Below are 21,542 nucleotides of genomic sequence, written 5' to 3'. Positions count from 1 at the left end.
ACCTGTTCCTGATCAGTAGTCGGGGATCGGCAACGGCGAGTTGTTCGACTCGATACCGCCGTCGACGTGGAAGATGGCGTTCGTCGCGTAGCAGTCCCGCGTGGACAGATACACGCACAACCTTCCGAGGTCCTCCACATCGCCGAGGCGATGCAACGGCGTCGCCTCCTTCATCTTCTCCAGCGACCCGGGTAACAAGTCAAGGCTTCCTTGTAAACCTTCGGTCGCGAACGATCCCAGCGCGATGGCGTTCACCCGGATCTTGGGCGCCAGCTCCTGCGCCATCGCGCGGGTGAGCGCCTCAAGGCCACCCTTGGCCGTGCAGTAGGCGGTCAACGCCCGGATGCCGAACCGGGCAGACCCCGAGGAGATGTTGACGATCGACCCCCGGCCGGCATCGATCATGTGCGGCGCCGTCAGCTGGCTCATGATGAACGCCGAGGTGACGCACCAGTCGAAGGTGTGCCGGAAATCCTCGTCGGTGATGTCGAGGAACCGCGCGTACGTCGAGCCGCCGACGTTGTTGATCAGGATGTCGATGCGGCCGAACCGCTCCATCGCCGTACCCACCACGCGTTCCCCGTCGCGCCGGCTCATCGCGTCGGCGACCACCGCCACGCCCTTGCCGCCCGCGGCTTCGATGTCCGCGATGGTCCCCACGATGTCGGATTCGGTTCTGGCAGTGCCGACTACGGTGGCACCCGCCTCCGCCAGCACTCGGGCAATACCTTGGCCGACGCCCTTTCCGGCACCGGTGACGATCGCGACCTGACCTTCCAGGCCGAACTGCTCCATTGCCATGCGATTCCCCCTCCGTTGAGGCAGCTGCCGAAATGGCATTCCAGCAGAGAAATGTCGAGTGGAACCCTGCTGGAATGCCATTTCGACGCGGGTGGAGTAGCCGATTGACTGCCCAGGTTGATTGACTATAGTCAGTCTGCATGAACTTGCCAACGGTGAATCTGAGGCGCGGCAGGGACCGGGCCGAGGCGGCGCGCCCCTCGCCGAGCGGGCTCGACGAACACCTGGACGCCTCGGCGCGCGCGCAGCGCCAGGCCGACAAATGGCTCATCTCCGGCAGCCTGCTCATCGGCACCGCGGCCCTCGGCATCTTCGGCCTGCCCCTCTTCCTCAGAGGCGTCTGGTTGCTCCGCAAGGCTCAGCGCGACGGGTTGTCGGTCCGACCGATGCTGGTCACGCTGATCGGCTATCTCGTCATCATCGACGCCGCGATCAACACCGTGGGCTGGGCCCTCGACGTTGCCGCGAACCACACCATCCTGGCCCGAATCCTGTTGAACGGCTGGGGCGCAATGTTCGACGCCGGCTACTTCTGGCACTACAACGAACTGTGGATCGGCGGGGCCGCCGGGCCCGGTGAGAAGGCCATGGAAGTCGGCATGATCCTCACCGTCTTCACCATGCGGATCGCCGCGGGCATCGGCTTTCTACAGATGAAGCGCTGGGGCCATCAGTGGATGATCATCACCTGCTGGATGGGGATCGTCATCTGGTGTCTCTACGTGTTCAACATGACGATGTTCGCCGACGTCCGGTTCGCCGGCGTGGTGCTGCCGGTCGTCGGGTGGTGGCTCTACGACATCTTCTACATCACCCCGTTCCTCGCGATCCCGTACCTGCATTCGGTCAACCGCGAGATCTTCTCCGACTAGTCAATGACTCCACTCATTGACTGTAATCAGTGAATGAGTTAGAAAAGAGCGGACCATGACGCCACAGACCAAGCAGTCGGCGCGCGAAGTGCGGCGGCTGCAGACGCGGGAACGGATACTCGGCGCGGCCATCGCCGAGTTCCAGGTGTCGGGCATGGCCGGAGCCGACGTCGGCGCGATCGTCAGTGCCGCGGGCGTGGCTCACGGCACCTTCTTCTTCCACTTCCCCAGCAAGGAGCACGTCCTGCTGGAATTGGAGAGTCGTGAAGAGACCCGCATGGCAACTGAATTCGCGCGCTTCCTAGACGACACCCACGACCTCGCGGCAGCACTGACCGAGCTCGTCCGCCTGGTGGGCAGCCTGGAGCAACGATTCGGGCCGCTCCTGTTCAAAGAACTTCTTGCGCTGCACTTCTCGCCGACGCGTCCCACCAAGGACGAGTGGACCGACCACCCGATGATCGTCCTGCTCGTCCGTGAGATCGAGCGCGCTCGTGGCGACGGCGAAGTGCATCCCGAGGTCGACGCCTTCTACAGCGCCGCGTTCTTCCTCCTGGGGATCTACGGCGTTCTGACCACCACCGCCAACAGCGAGCACCGCGACGCGATGCTGGCCAACTTGGTCATCACCGCACGACGAGGACTGGAGGTCCGATGAATCACCCCTTCTGTGAGGAGAACTGACGTGGCCGGCTGGATTTGGGAGATACTCCGCTATGTGGCCGCCTGGGGCGGCACCGGCTTGATCATCTGGTTCTGGTACTGGATGTTCTCCAACATCGGGACCTTCTGAGGCATGACGCAACAGGTGTCCGAACTCAGCGAAGCACACGCCATGGCGACCGAGCGCAGTTGCGCCGTCACCGCGGTGGCGCTCAGCAACCAGCGCCGTACCGGGGCCCGCCTCGTCAGCGGGCAACACCGTGGCTTCGGTCTGAGTTCCCTGCTCGACGTCGTGCACGTGCCCTACCCGCCGCGCCGCGACTGGACCCGGCGGACCCTGACATGCGGTGTGGCACTGCAGTGCTCGCCGTCCAAAGAGCGCATCGTCGGCTACCGGCTCAACGAGCTCTCGACCCGCGAGCTGGCCGCGCTGACCCTGGTGGAGTCCGGTGTCGCGCTGGGCTGGGTCGCCGAGAACTGGCCCGGACTGCTGGGCGACCTGCGAGCAGCGCTGCCAGACCTGAATCCCGCCGCCGCGGACATGGACGCCAAGGAGATGTTGAACCGGGCCGTCGCCCTGGCACGCACGTCCCAGCAGTTCTCCATCGATCCGCTGCTCGGCAACCTGCCGCGGGCGTACACCCTGCCGCAGGGTCTGTCCGACAAGCTGCGCCGCACTTTTGGGCGGCTGCCGTGGACCACGAACCAGAAGCGTTCACCAGCGCCGCACTCCTTCCCCGCCGGCGGGGAAGGCGGGGTCCGCAACTCCAACCTGCCGCCACCCAGCCGGCCTCAGGACAACGACCTCGACATCACCCCCGACCACCGACCGGGCATCCCCTACCCGGAGTGGAATGCGTGGACGAAAACTTTCATGCCGGACCACGTCGCGGTTCTCGAGCAGAAACATCCCGGCCGCGATCGTCGGCCCGGCACAGTCGCCGTCGATGTCCGGAAGTGGTTCGAGGAGAACACCCATCGGGCCATGAAGAACCGGCTGGAAGACGGCTCCGACCTCGACGTCGACCAGTACGTCAACCACTTCATCGACCTGACTACCGGTGAGGCGGTCGAGCCGCGGCTGTTCCGTGAACTGCTGCCCGCCAGCCGCGACGTGACAACCGCGCTGCTCCTCGACGGTAGCTCCTCGCTGGGCGTACACGGGGGCAGCATCTTCAAACTCGAGCTCGCCTGCGCCGACGCCCTGTCCCGCGCGATGACCTCAGCCCGGGAACGCCACGGCATCTTCACCTTCACCGGGAACACCCGCCACCGGGTGGAAGTGAGCTGCCTCAAGGACTTCGCGGAGCGCCGTTTCGTCCCGCCCGGGAGCCTGGGCCTGTCCACCGGCGGCTACACCAGACTCGGTGCCCCACTGCGGCATATGACCAGCCGCCTGCTCGCACAGCCTTCCGAGAGAAGGTTGCTCATCGTCATCGGTGACGGCCTGATATCGGACGAAGGCTACGAAGGCCGCTACGCCTGGGCCGATGCCGCCCACGCCGTGGAGGAGGCCAACGACGCCGGCGTCGCCATGTACTACGTCGGCGTCGGGCCCGTCCGGGTCGATCCGCTACCGGAAGTGTTCGGACCCAAACGGTCCCAACGCATCCGCCGAATCGAAGAACTCCCCCGCGTCCTCGCACACGTCCACCAGGAGTTGGTATCCGCATGACAACAGACATCTACTACGCCAATGCCAACGAGGTTCAACTGTTCGAGCAGGCCTTTCTCCAGCGCCTGCCGGTGATGCTCACCGGCCCGACCGGATGCGGCAAGACCCGCCTCGTCGAGCACATGGGACTGCTGCTCAGCCGCCCGGTCATCACCATCAGCTGCCACGACGACCTGACCAGCTCCGACCTGGTCGGCCGGTTCATGGTCACCGGCGGTGACGTGGTGTGGACCGACGGGCCGCTCACGCGGGCGGTCAAGGCCGGGGCGATCTGCTACCTCGACGAAGTCGTCGAGGCGCGGCACGATTCGTTGGCCGTCCTGCACTCACTCACCGACCACCGGCGCACACTGTACCTGGACCGCGCGGGAGAAGTGGTCCAGGCACCAGAGACTTTCATGCTGGTGTGCTCCTACAACCCCGCCTACCGCAGCTCCCTCAAGGAGCTCAAACCCTCCTTCCGGCAACGCTTCGTCACACTCCCGATGCGGTACCTGCCGCCCGAGCGCGAGGCAGAGGTGATCGTCACCGAGGCCGGAGTCGGGCAGCCCACCGCACAGCGGCTGGTGCAGTGCGCCACCGCGATCCGTACCGCGGACGAGGCATTCCACTTCGAACCACCCTCCACTCGGGTACTCGTCACAGCAGCGCACCTGATCGCCGCCGGGGCAACAGAACTCGAAGCCGCCGAAGCATGCGTCCTCGCCCCGCTGTCCAGCGACGGCGCCATCACCGAAGGACTACGGGAAGTGGCCGCAGCCAGTCTTGCCGACGCCGACACCTCAAGCGCCTAGGAAGGAGCAGCCACCATGGTTGATCAGAAGGAACGCAACCGCAAGAAGGCCCTCATCGTCCTACAGGTGGTCATCTACGGATACCTGTTGGCGATGTTCGGAATTCAGCTGTACATGTCGTTCACCCGGGGCTGGTGGGACCTGTGAAGGTCACCGCATCCGTCCCGGCCGAGGGCTCCCTCAATCTCGAAGAACACCACGAACAGTCCCGGCTGGCGCAGCGGCAGGCCGACAAATGGATGATCGTCGGTGCGGCCCTGATGGGTATGTGGGCACCTGGGCTCATCGGCTTTCCCATCTTCATGCGCGGCGTCTGGCTACAGCGCCAGGCGCTCCGCGCCGGGTATTCCGTCCGGCCGATGATCGTCACGCTCATCGGCTATCTCGTGCTGATCGACGGCATGCTCAACAGCCTCGGGTGGGCACTGGACCTGGTCGCCAACCACACCCTGATCAACCGGGTGTTGATGATCGGCTGGGGCGGCATGTTCGACGCCGGATACTTCTGGCACTACAACGAACTGTGGATGGGCGGCGCCGCCGGGCCGGGCGAGAAGTCCATGGTGTTCGGCATGATCCTCACCGTCTTCGCGATGCGATGTGCCGCCGCGATCGGCTTTCTGCAGATGAAGCGCTGGGGCCACCAGTGGATGATCATCACCTGCTGGATGGGTGTGCTCATCTGGTGCCTGTACGTGTTCAACATGACGATGTATGCCGATGTCCGTTACGCCGGCGTCGTGTTCCCGGTCATCGGGTGGTGGCTCTACGACATCTTCTACATCACCCCGTTCCTCGCGATCCCGTACCTGCACACGGTGAACCGCGAAATCTTCTCTGACTGAACACATTCAAGGAGCATCCATGACCACGCCCACGGAAACAACCGAAGAGAACGCCGAGGACCTTCCTCCCGGTACCACGCCCTACTACGCACGCATGCACAAGTGGATCAAGCGTGCGGTGCTGGTGTGCCTGGTCGCCCTTGTCATAGAGGGCGCGTTCACCCTGCCGTTCATGGCGGTCTACTACGGCTACCCGACCCTCAGCCTGACCGAGATCTGCAGTGAACTGCTCAAGGTTCGTTATTCTGACGACACCCTCGAATGCAAGGTCCCGTACCCGGCATTCGGGCCGTCCGAGGGGGCCGAAGGCAAGGACACCGCACAGGACGACTGGGGCATCCAGCCGGTACCCAAGTACCACCGGATCGGGTTCCGGGAACTGGTGCGCATCCACGAAGAACGCGAGGCACGTCAAGCCGCCGAGCAACAGTCGAGCCCGTAGGAGCCCCCGTGCCGGAGTCACTCGAACGCCACGCCGAGAACTGGGATCTGCGCCACCAGGACTTCAACGACAACGACTTCCTGTACGACGTCTACTCGGTGATGCGACAGCGATCACCATTCGCGCGCACCGACAAGCCATTTCTCAGCGCGACGCCGACGGGCGCGTGGGTGGCGGTGCGCTACGCGGAGTGCGTCAAGATCCTGCAGGACTGGGAGCACTTCTCCAGCAACCCGACGCCCGAGGGCGCCGAGCAACTCGCCGGGGATCTGGTGATCACCCTCGACCCGCCGCGGCAGCAGAAGTTCCGCAAGGTCCTGAACCCGTACTTCTCCCCGGCGCGGATGAAGGCGCTGCGACCCGAGATCGGCGCCGAGACCGACCGGCTCATCGACGATCTCATCGAGAACGGCTCCGGTGACCTGGCCCAGATCGCCTGGCGTCAACCTGGAATCGTGTTCTTCAAGTATCTGCTCGGCATGCCGATCGAAGACGTACCGCTGTGCGTCGAGCTGACCGACACCGCGCTCAACGGCGCCACCGAGCAGGACCGGATGAGCGCCTGGGGCGGGCTGTATCAGCACCTGCACGACGCTGTGACCGTTCGGATGGACCAGCCGCCCCGCGACGACATGATCGATGTCCTGCTGTCCGCCGAGATCGACGGAGAGAAACTGTCATTCGGCGATGTCGTGTCCAACACCATGCTCCTGGTCCAGGCCGGCCTCGAGACCACCGCCAGTGCAATGTCTTTCGCCTATCACTACCTCGCCACCAACCCGGCCGAGCGCGACCGCCTGATCGGCGATCCCGAACTCCTCACCCGTGCGGTGGAGGAGTTCATCCGGTTCGCCGGGTCGATCCACGGCATCCCCCGCACCGTGGCCAAAGAGGTGGAACTGAACGGCTGCACCTTCTCGCCGGGCGAGTCGGTCATCGTCAACTACGCCGCCGCCAACCGCGACGAACAGGAGTTCCCCGACGCGGGCCGATGCATCCTCGACCGCAGCGAGAATCGGCACCTCGGTTTCGGCGCCGGTGTGCACCGCTGTCTCGGCTCCAACCTGGCTCGACTGGAATTCCAGGTGGGCCTGGAGCGGGTGCTGTCCCGAATGCCCGACTTCACCCTCGCGGCGGGAGAACAGGCGAAGTTTCACGGCAACTCCGTCACCCGCGGATTCCGCTCGGTCCCGGTCACTTTCACACCCGGCAGCCGGTCCGAGACATGACCTACCGGGTCGTGCAGTGGACGACGGGCAACGTCGGTCGAAAGTCGGTCCACGCCATCGTCGCGAACACCGATCTCGAGCTCGTCGGCTGCTACGCCTGGGCCCCCGACAAGGTGGGCAAGGACGTCGGCGAGCTCTGCGGCATCGAACCGCTGGGCGTGGCCGCCACCGACGACATCGACGCGCTCCTGGCCCTGCAGGCGGACTGCGTCGTCTACAACCCGATGTTCGCCGACGTCGACGTGCTGGTCCGCATCCTCGGCGCCGGTATCAACGTCGTCACCACCTCCGAATTCATCAACGGAGATAACCTGGGCGACGGCCGCGATCGTGTCATCGACGCCTGCAAACAGGGCGGCTCAACGATATTCGGCAGCGGCATCAACCCGGGCTTCATCGAGTTGTTCGCGGTCGTCACCGCAGGCATCTCCGATCGCGTCGACCGGATCTCCATCCTGGAGTCGTTCGACACCACGATCTACAACTCGCCGGCCACCGAGATCCCGATGGGCTTCGGCTATCCCATCGACCACCCCGATCTGCAGGCGGTCACCGAGAAGGGATCAGGCATCTTCCGCGAAGCGGTCCAGCTCGTCGCGGGGGCTCTCGGCGTCGAACTCGACGGTATCCGGTGCGACGCCGCCTATGCCCAGACCACCGAAGACCTGGATCTACCGGGTGACTGGACCATCGCCGCCGGCTGCGTCGCCGGTATCGACGTCCGGTGGGTGGGCGCGGCAAGCGGGCGCGACGTGATCGAGATCCGCGGTGTCTGGACGAAAGGCCAGTCGCTGGAACCGGCCTGGTCGACCGCGTTCGGCTACACCGTCACCGTGGAGGGCCGGCCGACCATCAAGAGCACCTTGAGATTTGAACCTCCCGCAGACTTCGTAGCCGAAACCATCGACGACTTCATCATGCTCGGGCTGACCATCACCGCGATGCCCGCAATCACCGCGATCCCCACGGTGGTGGCCGCGCCCCCGGGCATCGCCACCTACAACGACCTGCCCCTACTACTGCCCCGAGGTGTGCTCAATGTCTGACAAGACCTACCGGATCATCCAGTGGATGACCGGCGACGTCGGCCGGGCCGGCGTGCGGCACTTCTCCGAGAGTCCGGTGTTCGACCTCGTCGGTGTCCTGGTGCACAGCCAAGACAAGGTGGGCAAGGACGCCGGTGTGATCGCGGGTATCGCACCGATCGGGGTGACCGCCACCGACGATGTCGACGCCATCATCGCGCTCGACGCCGACTGCGTGTTCTACACGCCGGTCATCATGGACGTCGACACCGTATGCCGGCTGCTGCGGTCCGGCAAGAACGTGGTCACCACCAGCGGATTCTTCCATCCCTCACCGGATTTCCGCGAGCCCGCCGAACAGATCCGAGCCGCCTGCGCCGACGGCGGGACCTCGTTCCACGGCGGTGGTATCCATCCCGGTTACGCCGGGGACATCCTGCCGCTCACCCTGGCCCGGGTGATGAGCAGGATCGACACGATCCACGTGTATGAGGTCGTCGACGTCCTGAAAGACGCCCCGATGGACCACATCGACTGGATGGGGTTCGGCAAAGACAAGGACAAATTCCTCACCGAGCCAACGATTCTGGGCCTCGGCCTGCCGTTCTTCGCCCAGTCGATGCACATGATCGCCGACGGCCTCGGCGTGACCATCGACGAGGTGACCGCCGCCGACGTCGAGGTCGCGACCGCCACCGAGGACATCCCCCACGACGAGGGCGCGATCCCGAAGGGCACCGTCGCCGCGCAGCGCCACGAATGGACCGCGTGGGTGGGCGGGCAGCCACTGATCGTCTTCCACGCGATCTATGTGACCGCCGGCCCCGACAAACTCGAACCGGCATGGGATTGGGGCGAAACCCGGTACGAGATCGTGATCGAGGGCGATCCGCCCACCGAGCTGACCCTCAAAGGTGTCCGGCAGGCCGACGGCACCATGGCCCATCCCGGCTATGACTGGACGGCGATGGGAGCCATCAACGCGATCCCCGATGTCTGCGATGCCCCGCCCGGGTGGCACAACCACCTCGATCTCGGGCTCATCCGGCCGCGGGGACTGGTCCGCCGATGACCGCCCAGCCGGCACTGCACCACGTCGTGTTCGCGGTCGCCGCGGAGCGGTCGGCCGGCATGGTGGCGCTGTTCACTGATCTCGGATTCACCTTCAACGCCGCCGAACTCACCGACCTCGGCGTCGCGGTGCATCTGGACTGGGACCGCGGTATCGAGCTGATCAGTCCGCTGCCCGGCTCGACCGCGTCGGTGGCGGCCTCGGTCAACGACTTCCTCGACCGCCACGGCGACGGGGTCTACACCGTCGTGATCCGCGTGCCGGACGCTGCGGCGGCCGAGGTCGTGTCACAACGGTACGGGTCGGAAACGCGCTTCCGTCAGGGGTTCTCGGGTGAAGGCTCCTATCTCGACGAGATCGACCTATCCGTATTGGGCTTGCCCCTGACATACCTGTCCACCAATGTGTAAGCCCAGTGTCTTCGACGCGGGTCTGCCGACCCTCGACTACTCCGTCACCGACACCCCCCAGCAGATCTATCCGCAGTTCCGGGCGGCTCAGGAAGTCGCGCCGATCGCGCTCGGCCCGATCGGGCCCGAAGTGCTGTCCTACGAGATGGCCCGCGCCGTACTGCGCGATCCTCGGTTCGGCATCCCCCAGGGCATTCACCTGTCCGCCCACGGCATCACGTCGGGTCCGTTGTGGGACAGGGTGACCCGCAGCATCCTGAACATGGAAGGCGAGGAACACCGCCGGTTGCGCAGCCTGGTCGCTCGGGCCTTCACCCCGCGTGCCACCGCGCGCATGCACGACGCGATCCACAACGTCGTCAACGAACTGCTCGACGGTATTCACGACGCCGGCCGGTGCGAGTTCGTGGCGGACGTCGCGCGGCCGTATCCGATTCCGATCATCTGCGCCCTATTCGGCGCACCGCGCGAGGACTGGCAGCAGTTCTCCTGCTGGGCCGAGGACATCTTCAAGATCGTCAGCTTCGACTGCGACCTCGTGCAGGAGGAACCGGTCGTACTGAAGGCGTGGGACGAGTTCGACGATTACATCGACGCCATGATCGCCGCCCGGCGCCGGCACCTGACCGATGATCTGCTGTCCGACCTGATCCGCATCGAAGACGGCGGCGACCGACTGGACGCCGCCGAACTGCGAATGCTGGCGTTCTCCATCCTGATCGCCGGAACCGACACCACCCGCAGCCAACTCGCTGCCTCGATGCAGGTGCTCTGCGACCACCCCGACCAATGGGCGCTGCTTCGGGAGCAGCCCGAGCTGGCCATGCGCACGGTCGAGGAAACCATGCGGCACTCGCCGTCGATGTGCAGCACCGTGCGCAGTGCCACCGCTGACGTCGAGATCGGTGAGTACAGTTTCCCGGCAGGGACATTCATCATCGTGAACACCTACGCGGCCAACCGAGATCAGTCCGTCTACGACGACCCGACGCGCTTCGACGTCACCCGTGAGGACCCGCCGCCGATCCTGACCTTCGGTGGCGGCGTGCATTACTGCCTTGGTGCGAACCTGGCGCGACTCGAACTGTCCGAGGCTCTCAAGATCCTGTCCCGACGGCTTCCGAACCCTCGGGTGGCCGGGCCGGTCCCGTGGAAGCCGTTGCTCGGTCTGAGTGGCCCGACCAGCCTGCCCCTGGAGTTCGAGCGATGACGTACAAGATCGACCCGGACATGCTGCACTCGGTGGCCGAACAGGTCGTCGGCCTGCCACTCGAAGGTGGCGAACTCATCGCGCAGACGGTCGAGAGGCTCGCCGCCGTGTATCCCGACCTGATCGACACCGGGCCGGGCCGGTGGGTGGGCAGCAAGGCCGGTGGAATCCTCGGAAAGGTCAGGTTCCTGTACTTCAGCCCCCGCGAATACGTCGTGCTCTTCGGATCTCCCACTGGGACACAGGGCTTTTCAGGTCGGTACAAGCACGTCGACATCCACAAGTTCCTGCTTGCGGGCCAGATCGACTCCTACGACCTCGAATCCGACGACACCGTGCCGTTGCCGGCGCTGCTCCCCGGCCAGCGCACCTGCCTGGAACGCGGGCATGCCCGCGGCCTGACCATCCACCCCGGATCGTGGCACCTCGAATACGGCCGCGGTGCCGTGGTGACCACGTTGCCCTTCGCGATGGTCGACACGCTGCTGGTGTCTCTGGAGCTCGAATCCGTACGGCGTTCGACGGTCGAGTTCAGCAAGCTGGTCAGCCGGCGACTTCGCCGGTGACGCGAAGCGACTAGGACGCGTAGAGCGCCTTGAACTTGTTCAGCGACTGCTGGATATCGCCCTTGAGCGCGGCAGCGACGACCATGCCGATCGGCCCGAACAGGGCGGGCCCGCCGAGGTGCACGTCGAACGACACCTTCGCGCCCTCCCCGCCGTCCACTGGGGCCGGCGTGATCTTTCCGATCAGCTTGACCTTCACCCCGCCGCGGCCGTCACCGTTCAGGGTCAGGGACTGCGGCGGCTTGTAGTTCACCAGCGTCCACTTGACCCGGTTCAGCATGCCCTTGACCTCGACGATCGAGTCGATCACCGTGCCCTTCTCCAGGATTTCGGGCAACTTCGACCGCCAGGCGCGGTGGATGCTGAGCCACTCGTCGTAACGGGACAGATCCGAGGCGTACTCCCACGCCTTCTCCGGCGGCAACGGAACATCGACGGAGACAGACAACTTAGCCATGAGTTACTGCTGTGGTTCTTCCTTGTTGATGGCGTTCTTCGCGGCGTCCTGCGCCTTGTCGACCGCGCCGGAGTACTTGCCCTGTGTCTTCTCGTCCACGATGTCGCCGGCCTTGTCGATCGCCTGTTCAACCTTGTCGGCGTTCTTCGACAGAAGGTCCTTGGCCTTGTCCAGGAATCCCATCAGGCCACCCTATCGCCGTGCCAGCTATCTCCACAACCGTCGCTTCTCACCCAGCAGCATGCCCTGCACCCACCACAACCCCTCGATCAGCGCGGCCCCAACCAGGCCTATGCCCAACGCGATCGCGGTGACCTTGAGATTCGACGGGTCGAGCATGAACAGGCGCTGCGCCAGTGGCAAACTGAAAATCAGCACATAGGCCGACGCCGACAGCGCGACCAGCACCACCCGCCACCACTCGTAGGGCCGAGCCACCACGGACAACACCCACAGCGAGGACACCAACAGCGTGATCAATGCCGCCGTGGAAGCCTGGGTCTGCTCGACCGCGCCGGCTTCCCGGCCCTGGTAAGCCACCAGGTACGAGATGAACGTGACGGTGCCGACCACCACGCCCGACGGCAGCGCCGCCGTCATCACCCGCCGCACGAACCCCGAGTGCGCCCGTTCGGTGTTGGGGGCCAGCGACAGGATGAAGGCCGGAATACCGATCGTGAACCAGGCCGCGATCGTGACGTGGATCGGCTGGAACGGGAACAGCAGCGGATCGGTGCCGAACCACTTGGACGACAGCCCCGCCAGCGCCACCAAGATGGCCAGCAGCACCGAGTAGACGGTCTTGGTCAGGAACAGGTTCGAGACCCGTTCGATATTGCCGATCACCCGCCGGCCCTCGCCGACCACATACGGCAGAGTCGCGAACCTGTTGTCCAGCAACACGATCTGCGCTACGGCGCGCGAAGCCGAACTGCCCGAGCCCATCGCCACCCCGATGTCGGCATCTTTGAGGGCCAGCACGTCGTTGACGCCGTCACCGGTCATGGCCACGGTGTGCCCACGCGACTGCAGAGCGTGCACCATTGCCCGCTTCTGGTCCGGGCGCACCCGGCCGAACGTGGTGCATTCGTCCAGATCATCGGCCAGTCGCTGGGGGTCGTCGGGCAGCTTCCTGGCATCCATGGTCTCGCCGTGCAGACCCAGCTTACCCGCCACCGCGCCCACCGACACTGCGTTGTCGCCCGAGATCACCTTGACCGAAACATGCTGGGAAGCAAAGTAATCGAGAGTATCGGCGGCGTCGGGGCGAATCCGCTGCTCCAACACCACCAGCGCGACGGGTGTGACGGTGCCGGGAGCCTGCGGCGCGTCGACGGACAGGTCGGAAGAGCCGATCAACAGCACCCGCAACCCCTGGGCACCGATCTGCTCGGCCTGTTCGGCCACCGATGAGGCCGGGTCCAGCAAGACGTCGGGGGCACCGATCACCCAGTTGCCGTGCTCGCCGTAGGACACCCCACTCCACTTGGTGGCGGACTTGAACGGTGCCGTCGCGGTGGCGGCCCAGCCTGGCGGCGCGTCGAACGCCTCGGCGATGGCCAGCATGCTGGCGTTGGGCCGCGGGTCGTCGGCGGCCAACTGGGCCAGCGCCTTCGACACCATGTCCGTCGGGCTGCCGTCGCACGCCTTGAGATCGCTGACCCGCATACCGTTTTCGGTCAGGGTGCCGGTCTTGTCGGCACACACCACATCGACCCGGGCCAGGCCTTCGATCGCGGGCAGCTCGTTGACCAGGCACTGCCGCCGGCCCAGCCGCACCACCCCGACCGCGAATGCGACGGAGGTCATCAGCACCAGACCTTCGGGCACCATCGGCACCAACGCACCCACCATGCGCAGCACCGGTTCGTGCCAGACGGCATCGGTGGTGAAAATCTGACTCATGATGATGCGCAACGACTCTCGCCACCCGCTGTCGTTGTCGACGATGTCGCCGAAGGTCTGCTTCAGCGACTCCAGCATCCGCGGATCGGTGGTGAACAGCTGGGTGTAGATGGTGAGCAGACCGGCCGGCACCAGCAGGTAGGTGATGAACTGCAGGATCCGGTTGATGCCGTTGCGCAGTTCGGATTTCACCAGGGTGAACTTGGAGGCCTCGGCCGCGAGCTTGGCGGCGTACGCCTCATGCCCCACCTTGGTGGCCCGGTAGGCGCCGGAGCCGGCCACCACGAAACTGCCCGACATCACGGTGTCGCCCACGTCTTTGGCGATCGGGTCGGCCTCGCCGGTCAGCAGCGACTCGTCGACCTCAAGATTGGATTCCTCGATGATCTCGCCGTCGACCACAATCTGGTCTCCGGGCCCGAGCTCGATGATGTCGTCGAGCACCACCTCGGCGGGCAGCACTGCGCGAGCGCCGGATTGCCGCCGCACGGTGGGCTTGGCCTGCCCGACGATCGCCAGCTTGTCCAGCGTCCGCTTGGCCCGCACCTCCTGGATGATGCCGATCGCGCTGTTGGCGATGATCAGCAGGCCGAATGCGCCGTTGATCAGCGAACCGGTGGACAGCACGATCAGGAACAGCACACCCAGGATCGCGTTGATGCGGGTGAACACGTTGGCGCGGACGATCTCGGCGACGCTGCGCGCCGCCCGCGTCGGGACGTCGTTGCTCTTGCCCTCGGCGACCCGCTGCGCCACCTCCACATCGGTGAGACCGGTGACCGTGATCGTCGTCATGGGCGCAAGTTTGCCACCCGAGCGCGCTCAGAACTCCCACCACGGATCGAGCGCCGCCGAATCGGCGTCCACCCGCTGCCCCGGCCGTGGCACCGCGATCTGCACACCGGCCGGGTCTGCTGCCGACAGCAGGCGTCGCACCGGCTCGGCCCACGGGTGCGGCGCCAACCGGAACGTCGCCCAGTGCACCGGCACCAGCAGCCCGGAATCGGTGACGTCCAGATGCGCGCGCACCGCCTCCTCGGGATTCATGTGAATGTCGGGCCAAGCCGGGTGGTACGCCCCGACCGGGAGCAGGGTCAAATCGAAAGGGCCGTGCTCCGAACCGATTTCGGAAAAACTCTTGGTGTAACCGGTATCGCCACCGAAGAACGCCCGATGCTGCGGCCCGATGAAAGCCCACGACGCCCACAGCGTGGTGTCCCGCCGGAACAGCCGCCCGGAGAAATGCCGGGCCGGCGTGCACACCAGAGTCAGCTCGCCGATCCGGTGGCTCTCATTCCAGTCCAATTCGATGATCCGGTCTTCGGGAACCCGCCACTTGCGCAGATGCGCCCCGATCCCCAACGGCACCACAAACGGCGCCCGCTGCGTGCGGACCAACCCCAGGACCGTCTCGACGTCGAGGTGGTCGTAGTGGTCGTGGCTGATCACCACGGCGTCGACGGCGGGCAGCGCGTCCAGCCGCAGCGGCGGCTCGTGCAGCCGCTGCGGGCCCACCACCCGCGACGGTGAGCAGCGGTTGCTCCACACCGGGTCGGTCAGCACCCGGTAACCGTCGAGCTCCACCAGGGCAGTGGAGTGGCCGTACCAGGACACCGCGCACGGTCCCGCCGCGCCGACGTCTCTGGACGGCTCGGCCAGCGGGATCGGCCCGGCCGGTCGGCTGGCCGTATTCCGGCCCAGCATCTCAGTGATCAGCATCCGCCACTCCTCGCGGCCCATGCTGATGCCGGGCGAGGCCGGCTCGATGTTGACGAACACCCCGTCGGCGTACTGCAGGGAGCGCTGAGCCACCGGCCGGATATCCCGGGGCAGGGCGCCCACCGCGGCATAGCTTCCGTTCAGCGCGCGCACCAACCATCCACCGGCCAACAACGACGCTGACCTGGTCCCGACCCGCAGCGCAGCGCGCAGCACGTCAGGCCCCGGTGAAGTTGGGCGGCCGCTTCTCGACCCGCGCCACCTGCGCCTCGATCACATCCGGGCTGGCCCACGCCTTGTCGAACAGCTCCTTGTGGGCGGGCCAGGGCTCCTCGTAGGCACCGTCGTCGTTGAGCACACGCTTGGCGTGCTGCAGGGCCAGCGGGGCGAAACCGGCGATCTCACCGGCCCACTTCTGCGCATCGGCCAGGGTGCCCAGCCGGTTGGCCATGCCGGTCTGCAGCGCCGTGTCTGCAGACAACTTCTCCGCGCCGAGCAGCATGCCGCGAGCCCGCCCGTAGCCGACCAACGACGTCAACCGGCGGATGCTCCAGTTGTCCAAGGCCAAGCCATATTTCGCGACCGGGAACTGGAAGTAGGCGTCGGGATCGACCACCCGAAGATCGCAGATCATGGCCAGGATCACACCCGCGCCGATCGCCGGGCCGTTGATCGCACCGATCACCGGCACCGGCGTGGCATCGATCGCCAGGTTCAGCGCCAGCGCCTTGTCGGGCAGTTCAGCGGCGAACGCATCGCCGGACAGGTCGGCACCGGCGCTGAACACCGTGCCGGCCCCGGTCAGCACGATGGCCCGGACATCCTCGGCCGCGGCGTTCTCCACCGCCACCCGCAGGCTGTCGACAAGCTCGCAGTTCAGCGCGTTGCGCCGCTCCTCGCGTTGCAGTTCCAGGGTCAGGACATTGCCGTCTCTGGTGACACCAATCATGTGCGCCAGCCTATATAGGCTCGTGGCGTGAGTCGGATCGGCGCCCGCGCGCTTCGCGATGCAGTGCTCGACGAGGGTTCGTTCCACAGCTGGGACGGCCCTCCCCTCGAGGTCGCCACCAGCGCCGACTACCGGCGCGAACTGGCCGAAGCCGCTACGAAGACCGGGCTGGACGAATCGGTGCTCACCGGCGAGGGCACCATCTTCGGCCGCCGCGTCGCGTTGGTGGCCTGCGAGTTCGACTTCCTGGCCGGCTCGATCGGGGTGGCCGCCGCCGAGCGGATCACCGCCGCGGTGACGAGAGCCACCGCCGAGGGCCTGCCACTGCTCGCCTCACCCAGCTCCGGCGGCACCCGCATGCAGGAAGGCACCGTGGCGTTTCTGCAGATGGTCAAGATCGCCGCGGCCGTCGAGCTGCACAAACAGGCCCACCTGCCCTATCTGGTGTACCTGCGCCATCCCACCACCGGCGGGGTGTTCGCGTCGTGGGGGTCGCTGGGACACGTGACGGCCGCCGAGCCCGGCGCCCTGATCGGCTTCCTGGGCCCGCGGGTGTACGAGCACCTGTACGGCGAGCCGTTCCCGTCGGGCGTGCAGACCGCCGAGAACCTGCACTCGCACGGCGTCATCGACGGGGTGGTGCCGCTGGCGCTGCTGCGCGACACACTCAACCGCACCCTGCGGGTGGTCCTGGACCCGCCAGGTCCGCCGCCCGCACCTTTGGCGGCCGAGACGCCGCCCGACGTGCCGGCCTGGGAATCGGTGCAGGCCTCGCGCCGGCCGGACCGTCCCGGGGTCGGCTATCTGCTGCGCCACGGGGCCACCGACCGCGTGCTGCTGTCCGGAACCGAGCGAGGTGAAGCCGCCACGACCCTGCTGGCGCTGGCCCGCTTCGGCGGACAGCCCGCCGTGGTGGTGGGCCAGCGTCGCATCGTCGGTGGCCTGGTCGGGCCCGGCGCCCTGCGGGAGGCCCGGCGCGGCATGGCCTTGGCGGCCGGACTCCAGCTGCCGCTGGTGCTGGTGATCGACACCCCGGGGCCGGCCCTGTCGATCGAGGCCGAGCAGGGCGGGCTGGCCGGCGAGATCGCCAACTGCCTGGCCGAACTTGTCACTTTGGACACGCCCACAGTGTCGGTGCTGATGGGTCAGGGCAGCGGCGGCCCAGCCCTGGCCATGGTGCCCGCCGACCGGGTACTCGTCGCCGCCAACGGCTGGCTGGCCCCGCTGCCGCCGGAGGGCGCCAGCGCGATCGTCTACCGCGACACCTCACATGCGGCGGAACTGGCTGCCGCGCAGGGCGTTCGGTCCGTGGACCTGCTGCGCCACGGCATCGCCGACGCGATCGTGCCCGAACACCCCGACGCCGCCGACGAACCGCGGGCCTTCACCGAGCGGCTGTCGAACGCCATTGCGGGCGAGCTGTCTACGTTGCGTGCCGTGCCCGGCGGGCAGCGACTGCAGACCCGGCTGGAGCGCTACCGGCGGATCGGGCTGGGCTGAGTTTGTCGGTCACACCTCGATCGGCGGATGCAATCGATCCATGGTGTACTGCCGGTTTCGTCTGGCCGCCCACGAACTCGCCGCCAGCGAGGCGGCCAACACCCCGGCCAGCACCGCGATCGCGATCCACAGCCGCGAATCGATCCCACCCACGATCAATTGGCGAAGCCCATTGACCGCGTAGGTCATCGGATCGACCGGGTGCAGGATCTGGAACGGTTTGGCCGTGGTCTCCACCGGATAGATGCCACCCGCCGACACCAGTTGCAGCATCAGGAACGCCAGCGTCACCACCCGGCCCACCGACACCCCGAACAACGCGTTGAAGGCCTGGATCAGGGCCAGGAACGTGCCCGCCACCAACACCAAGAACGCCACCACGGCCAACGGGTACTTGGCCTGCAACCCCACCCCGAAGTGCACCACCGCATACATCACCGCCACCTGGCAGACCACGATCAGCGAGGCCGGCCAGTAGGAGGCCAGCACCACCCGCAGCGCCCCCAGCCCGTTGACAACCGGACGGGACTGCAACGGCTGCAACAACATCCAGATGATCAGCGCACCGATGAACAAGGCCAGCGGAAGGAAGAACGGCGCGAAACCGGTGCCGAACGTGGCGGCCGGGTTGTGCGTCTGGATGTCCAGCGCCACCGGGGACGCCAAGGTGCGGGCCACCTCGGTGCGCTGCTGCGGGGTCCACGACGGGACCTGGGTCGAGCCCTGCTTGAGCGCGGTCGCCAGCTGCTGATTACCGGCCTGGAGTTTCTCGGTTCCGGCGGCGAGTTCGCTTGCTCCGCTGGAGAGTTGGTGCCCACCGTTGGCCAGCTGGACCAGCCCGCTGTTGAGAGCCTTGGCTCCGGTGTTGAGCTGGTGGGCACCGTCGCGCAATTTGACGACGTCGGCGCGCAACCCACCGGTGAGCGCCCGGTTGATGAACACCCGCAGCTTGCTGTTCGGATCACCCAGCTCGTTCTCCAGCTGGGCGGCGTTGTCGCGCAGGCGGGTCAGGCCCTCATCGGTGGTGGGGTCCAGCCCGCGAGCCTGCAGCAGCCGTTGCGCACCCGCCAGGAACTCGCCGGTGTCACGCACGGCGGGGTCGGGATTGTTACGCAGGAAGCCGACCGCCTGGTCCACGATCGCGGCGGCCTGAGCCTGGTCGATGTTGAGCGCCGCGATCCGGTCCGTGGTCGACCGCACGGCACCGGACAGCCGTTGGGCGGCCAGGCCGACCTCGTTCGGATCCAGACCGAGGCCACTGACCCGGTCCAACACGGTGAGCAGTGGATCGGTGGCGGTGTCGACCGCCGTCGACAACTGCCTGGTGCCGGCGGCCAACTGCGCCGACCCGTCACGCGCGGTCACCAGTCCCGCGGTGAGCGCGTCGGCGCCGGTGGACAGCCGGTGCGCGCCGTCGTTGGCCGCCGCACTGCCGGTGGCCAACTGCTGCGCCCCATCGGCCGCCTTGACCAGGCCGGCCCCGGCGTCGGTCAGCCCGGTCAACACGGTCCCGACAGTGCGTTCGCCGATCTTGGCGTTGATCTGATTTATCACCTCGCGGGCGGCGTTCTGGCCGATGATCGAGCCCAGGTAGTTGTTGGCGTCGTTGAACGTGAAGCGCACGTTGGCCTGGTGCGGCGCCCCACCGGCCGGGGACGAGATGCTGGTGCTGAAATCCTCCGGCAGCGTGATCGAGAAGTAATACTTGCCGTCGGCCACCCCATCGGCCGCTTCTTGCGCCGAAACCCGGTGCAGCTGAAGCTGACCCGAGTCCACCAGGGCATCGGCAACCTCATCACCGGCCTTGATCTGCTGACCTTCGGCGACGGTGCCCCGGTCCTCGTTGACCAGCGCCACCGGAACCTTGTCCACCTCGCCGAACGGATTCCAGAACGCCCACAGGTACATGGCGCCGTACAACAGTGGCAGCAGGATCACCGTCACCAGGGCGATGCGCGGCATCGTGCCGCGAGAGAAGCGTTTCAGATCGGTACCCAACGACATTCCGGCCAGCACGACTACTTGCCCCCTTTCTGCGCGCCGGCCAGCTCGGCCAGCGTGGTGTTGGGCACTTCTATTTGAGCCCGTACAGCCGAGGCCAAGTGTTCGGGCACCCCGTTGACCGTCGCGGTGATCACTGTCTGCTTCTCCCCCAACGCGATGAGACGCCCCAGCACTACGTCGCGGTTGCGGTCATCAGTGAGGTGGTCGAGGTGGCCGACCACCAGCAGCGGTCGAATCGCGGTGTTGGCCAGCGCGATCCGCAGCAGAAACTGATCGAGTTCGGTGAGCCCGTCGAAGTATGACGTCAGCTTCGGCAGCGGCAGCTCACCGAACACCGGACCGCACATGGCCGCCAGGTCGTCCTCGTCGGAACGACCGACAAGCGTGTACCACGGTGCGTCCCAACGACGTTGCTCGGTAACCAGATCGCGCACCGTCACCGACTCCGACACCGTGTCGAGCTCATCGATCCCGGCCAGTGCTGCAGTCTTGAAGATCTCCGTGGCCCGGGTGCGGCCGAACACGGTCAACTGCCCGCGTGCAGTTCTCATGCGTCCGGCCAAGGTCATCAGCAGCGCCGTGCGACCGGTACCGGCAGGTGCGGACAACACCGTGACCCCGCCCTCGTCGATGTCGAGGTCGACGGGCCCGTACACCGGACCCCACGGCCCGTGCATCGCGATCCCGCGTGCGGTAATGGCCGGCGGCTTCTGCTCGTCCCCGTCGGCGTCAGGCTCGAGACTTTGCTCAGGCATGGGGCAATCACAACACAGGGCACCGAGCCGCGCCCAGAAAACCGAGCGCTGATGAGTGCGATACGCCAATACCGCGGCGGCGATGAGAACTTCGAGTAGCGCCAACACCGTTGCCATCGCCATGGTCGTCGTCACGATCTGCACCGGCGCGGCTCCGGCGTGGTGATGGGCCGGCACAGGTATGTGCAGAGCGATCATCGCGAGGTTCATGAGCGCGACCGCACACCAAGCCCCCAGCGTTCCCCGCGACCATAGGTCCCGCGCGCAGTACAGGCAGGCGACCAGCATCGCGACCATCGCCACCGCCATGGCGGCACTGCCCACGTGAGTCAGCAGCACCCCGTGCAACGCTGCCGAGCACACGGCGAGCAGCGCACACGCCCGCCGCCCGAGCACCGCCGACGCGCGCCCAACCGGCATGCCTCAATGCTCGCAGGAATCGGCCGCCCACACATGCCGAAACACTGGTCCACCAGCAAGACCACCGGAACTGTTACCGGTGTCCTGATGCAGATCTGTCACCGATGTCTTGAGAGATCGGCCACTTTTGTCGGTGCCCGATGACATAATCAAACACATGTGGCGCTCCTAGTGTTCTAGTGGGCGCCTTTTCGCTGTTCAGCAGCGGCTTGTGTTGAGGTTCAAGTGG

At 66.3% G+C, this 21,542-nt stretch carries 22 protein-coding genes; 14 read left to right on the top strand and 8 right to left on the bottom strand.

All coding sequences use genetic code 11. The features are described from left to right. Nucleotides 1-12 precede the first annotated feature (12 nt). Complete coding sequence (locus tag FR943_RS05880; protein ID WP_217155421.1) at nt 13-801, bottom strand: SDR family NAD(P)-dependent oxidoreductase; 789 nt, start codon at nt 799-801, stop codon at nt 13-15. Between the two features lie 140 nt (nt 802-941). Between FR943_RS05880 and FR943_RS05875 the strand changes: the two genes are divergently transcribed. From FR943_RS05875 to FR943_RS05820, 13 genes are all read left to right on the top strand, one after another. Then, nucleotides 942-1,673 (top strand): hypothetical protein, encoded by a 732-nt coding sequence (locus tag FR943_RS05875; RefSeq protein WP_217155420.1) that lies wholly within the window; start codon nt 942-944, stop codon nt 1,671-1,673. Nucleotides 1,674-1,728: 55 nt separating this feature from the next. Next, nucleotides 1,729-2,331 (top strand): TetR/AcrR family transcriptional regulator, encoded by a 603-nt coding sequence (locus tag FR943_RS05870; protein WP_217155419.1) that lies wholly within the window; start codon nt 1,729-1,731, stop codon nt 2,329-2,331. Nucleotides 2,332-2,481: 150 nt separating this feature from the next. Beyond that, nucleotides 2,482-4,011: a nitric oxide reductase activation protein NorD gene (locus FR943_RS05865; protein WP_217155448.1), complete on the top strand. Its 1,530-nt coding sequence runs from the start codon at nt 2,482-2,484 to the stop codon at nt 4,009-4,011. Then, nucleotides 4,008-4,805 (top strand): CbbQ/NirQ/NorQ/GpvN family protein, encoded by a 798-nt coding sequence (locus FR943_RS05860; RefSeq protein ID WP_217155418.1) that lies wholly within the window; start codon nt 4,008-4,010, stop codon nt 4,803-4,805. The genes FR943_RS05865 and FR943_RS05860 overlap by 4 nt, the downstream gene beginning before the upstream one ends. Before the next feature lie 15 nt (nt 4,806-4,820). Then, a complete protein-coding gene (locus FR943_RS26610) occupies nt 4,821-4,952 on the top strand; it encodes a hypothetical protein (RefSeq protein ID WP_275957429.1) in 132 nt (43 codons plus the stop codon). After that, nucleotides 4,949-5,650, top strand: coding sequence for a hypothetical protein (locus FR943_RS05855; RefSeq protein WP_217155417.1), 702 nt, complete (start codon nt 4,949-4,951; stop codon nt 5,648-5,650). The genes FR943_RS26610 and FR943_RS05855 overlap by 4 nt, the downstream gene beginning before the upstream one ends. A 19-nt stretch (nt 5,651-5,669) precedes the next feature. After that, nucleotides 5,670-6,092 carry a hypothetical protein gene (locus tag FR943_RS05850; protein WP_217155416.1) on the top strand — a complete coding sequence of 141 codons (423 nt, stop codon included), beginning with the start codon at nt 5,670-5,672 and terminating at the stop codon, nt 6,090-6,092. A gap of 8 nt (nt 6,093-6,100) precedes the next feature. Beyond that, a complete protein-coding gene (locus tag FR943_RS05845) occupies nt 6,101-7,321 on the top strand; it encodes a cytochrome P450 (protein WP_217155415.1) in 1,221 nt (406 codons plus the stop codon). After that, entirely contained in the window at nt 7,318-8,367 is a 1,050-nt protein-coding gene (locus tag FR943_RS05840; protein WP_217155414.1) for an NAD(P)H-dependent amine dehydrogenase family protein, read from the top strand. Before FR943_RS05845 ends, FR943_RS05840 begins: the two co-directional genes overlap by 4 nt. Continuing rightward, nucleotides 8,360-9,418, top strand: a complete 1,059-nt coding sequence (locus tag FR943_RS05835; RefSeq protein WP_217155413.1) for an NAD(P)H-dependent amine dehydrogenase family protein — start codon at nt 8,360-8,362, stop codon at nt 9,416-9,418. The genes FR943_RS05840 and FR943_RS05835 overlap by 8 nt, the downstream gene beginning before the upstream one ends. Next, on the top strand, nt 9,415-9,828 hold the full coding sequence (locus tag FR943_RS05830) for a VOC family protein (RefSeq protein WP_217155412.1): 414 nt from the start codon (nt 9,415-9,417) through the stop codon (nt 9,826-9,828). The genes FR943_RS05835 and FR943_RS05830 overlap by 4 nt, the downstream gene beginning before the upstream one ends. Further along, complete coding sequence (locus FR943_RS05825; RefSeq protein ID WP_217155411.1) at nt 9,821-11,038, top strand: cytochrome P450; 1,218 nt, start codon at nt 9,821-9,823, stop codon at nt 11,036-11,038. The genes FR943_RS05830 and FR943_RS05825 overlap by 8 nt, the downstream gene beginning before the upstream one ends. Beyond that, nucleotides 11,035-11,604, top strand: coding sequence for an isomerase (locus FR943_RS05820; protein WP_217155410.1), 570 nt, complete (start codon nt 11,035-11,037; stop codon nt 11,602-11,604). Before FR943_RS05825 ends, FR943_RS05820 begins: the two co-directional genes overlap by 4 nt. A 10-nt stretch (nt 11,605-11,614) precedes the next feature. Here the strand turns inward: FR943_RS05820 and FR943_RS05815 are convergent, their stop codons facing one another. Genes FR943_RS05815 through FR943_RS05795 form a run of 5 tightly spaced genes read right to left on the bottom strand, consistent with a single transcriptional unit; the run spans nt 11,615 to nt 16,634 of the window. Beyond that, the gene (locus FR943_RS05815) at nt 11,615-12,061 is read right to left on the bottom strand and encodes a type II toxin-antitoxin system Rv0910 family toxin (protein WP_217155409.1); all 447 of its coding nucleotides are present in this window, start codon (nt 12,059-12,061) and stop codon (nt 11,615-11,617) included. A gap of 3 nt (nt 12,062-12,064) precedes the next feature. After that, nucleotides 12,065-12,244, bottom strand: coding sequence for an antitoxin (locus FR943_RS05810; protein WP_217155408.1), 180 nt, complete (start codon nt 12,242-12,244; stop codon nt 12,065-12,067). A gap of 24 nt (nt 12,245-12,268) precedes the next feature. After that, complete coding sequence (locus tag FR943_RS05805; RefSeq protein WP_217155407.1) at nt 12,269-14,761, bottom strand: HAD-IC family P-type ATPase; 2,493 nt, start codon at nt 14,759-14,761, stop codon at nt 12,269-12,271. 27 nt (nt 14,762-14,788) lie between these two features. Further along, a complete protein-coding gene (locus tag FR943_RS05800) occupies nt 14,789-15,901 on the bottom strand; it encodes an MBL fold metallo-hydrolase (RefSeq protein ID WP_217155406.1) in 1,113 nt (370 codons plus the stop codon). A 1-nt stretch (nt 15,902) separates the two neighbouring features. After that, complete coding sequence (locus FR943_RS05795) at nt 15,903-16,634, bottom strand: enoyl-CoA hydratase (protein ID WP_217155405.1); 732 nt, start codon at nt 16,632-16,634, stop codon at nt 15,903-15,905. A 27-nt stretch (nt 16,635-16,661) separates the two neighbouring features. Here FR943_RS05795 and FR943_RS05790 point away from each other — a divergent pair, with 27 nt between their 5' ends. After that, nucleotides 16,662-18,134, top strand: a complete 1,473-nt coding sequence (locus FR943_RS05790; RefSeq protein WP_217155404.1) for an acetyl-coenzyme A carboxylase carboxyl transferase subunits beta/alpha — start codon at nt 16,662-16,664, stop codon at nt 18,132-18,134. 9 nt (nt 18,135-18,143) lie between these two features. On the opposite strand, the gene FR943_RS05785 is transcribed toward FR943_RS05790, so the two are convergent. Together FR943_RS05785 and FR943_RS05780 are read right to left on the bottom strand one after the other, a co-directional pair. Further along, on the bottom strand, nt 18,144-20,138 hold the full coding sequence (locus tag FR943_RS05785; RefSeq protein WP_217155403.1) for a YhgE/Pip domain-containing protein: 1,995 nt from the start codon (nt 20,136-20,138) through the stop codon (nt 18,144-18,146). A gap of 14 nt (nt 20,139-20,152) precedes the next feature. Beyond that, the gene (locus FR943_RS05780) at nt 20,153-20,893 is read right to left on the bottom strand and encodes a hypothetical protein (protein WP_217155447.1); all 741 of its coding nucleotides are present in this window, start codon (nt 20,891-20,893) and stop codon (nt 20,153-20,155) included. Nucleotides 20,894-21,542: the final 649 nt, after the last annotated feature.

This window comes from [Mycobacterium] fortunisiensis (genome assembly GCF_019050325.1).
In the GTDB taxonomy this organism is placed as follows: domain Bacteria; phylum Actinomycetota; class Actinomycetes; order Mycobacteriales; family Mycobacteriaceae; genus Mycobacterium; species Mycobacterium fortunisiensis.
Note: the sequence above shows the minus strand (reverse complement) of the source record. Positions and strands in the feature narration are given on the sequence as shown.

Excerpts from the sequence above, each read along its gene's own strand:
- FR943_RS05870 (WP_217155419.1), top strand. The coding sequence starts at position 1,729 with ATGACGCCACAGACCAAGCAGTCGGCGCGCGAAGTGCGGCGGCTGCAG.
- FR943_RS05780 (WP_217155447.1), bottom strand. The coding sequence starts at position 20,893 with ATGCCTGAGCAAAGTCTCGAGCCTGACGCCGACGGGGACGAGCAGAAG.
- FR943_RS26610 (WP_275957429.1), top strand. The coding sequence starts at position 4,821 with ATGGTTGATCAGAAGGAACGCAACCGCAAGAAGGCCCTCATCGTCCTA.
- FR943_RS05875 (WP_217155420.1), top strand. The coding sequence starts at position 942 with ATGAACTTGCCAACGGTGAATCTGAGGCGCGGCAGGGACCGGGCCGAG.
- FR943_RS05820 (WP_217155410.1), top strand. The coding sequence starts at position 11,035 with ATGACGTACAAGATCGACCCGGACATGCTGCACTCGGTGGCCGAACAG.
- FR943_RS05835 (WP_217155413.1), top strand. The coding sequence starts at position 8,360 with ATGTCTGACAAGACCTACCGGATCATCCAGTGGATGACCGGCGACGTC.
- FR943_RS05825 (WP_217155411.1), top strand. The coding sequence starts at position 9,821 with ATGTGTAAGCCCAGTGTCTTCGACGCGGGTCTGCCGACCCTCGACTAC.
- FR943_RS05830 (WP_217155412.1), top strand. The coding sequence starts at position 9,415 with ATGACCGCCCAGCCGGCACTGCACCACGTCGTGTTCGCGGTCGCCGCG.
- FR943_RS05860 (WP_217155418.1), top strand. The coding sequence starts at position 4,008 with ATGACAACAGACATCTACTACGCCAATGCCAACGAGGTTCAACTGTTC.
- FR943_RS05850 (WP_217155416.1), top strand. The coding sequence starts at position 5,670 with ATGACCACGCCCACGGAAACAACCGAAGAGAACGCCGAGGACCTTCCT.
- FR943_RS05815 (WP_217155409.1), bottom strand. The coding sequence starts at position 12,061 with ATGGCTAAGTTGTCTGTCTCCGTCGATGTTCCGTTGCCGCCGGAGAAG.
- FR943_RS05880 (WP_217155421.1), bottom strand. The coding sequence starts at position 801 with ATGGCAATGGAGCAGTTCGGCCTGGAAGGTCAGGTCGCGATCGTCACC.
- FR943_RS05785 (WP_217155403.1), bottom strand. The coding sequence starts at position 20,138 with ATGTCGTTGGGTACCGATCTGAAACGCTTCTCTCGCGGCACGATGCCG.
- FR943_RS05840 (WP_217155414.1), top strand. The coding sequence starts at position 7,318 with ATGACCTACCGGGTCGTGCAGTGGACGACGGGCAACGTCGGTCGAAAG.
- FR943_RS05805 (WP_217155407.1), bottom strand. The coding sequence starts at position 14,761 with ATGACGACGATCACGGTCACCGGTCTCACCGATGTGGAGGTGGCGCAG.
- FR943_RS05810 (WP_217155408.1), bottom strand. The coding sequence starts at position 12,244 with ATGGGATTCCTGGACAAGGCCAAGGACCTTCTGTCGAAGAACGCCGAC.
- FR943_RS05795 (WP_217155405.1), bottom strand. The coding sequence starts at position 16,634 with ATGATTGGTGTCACCAGAGACGGCAATGTCCTGACCCTGGAACTGCAA.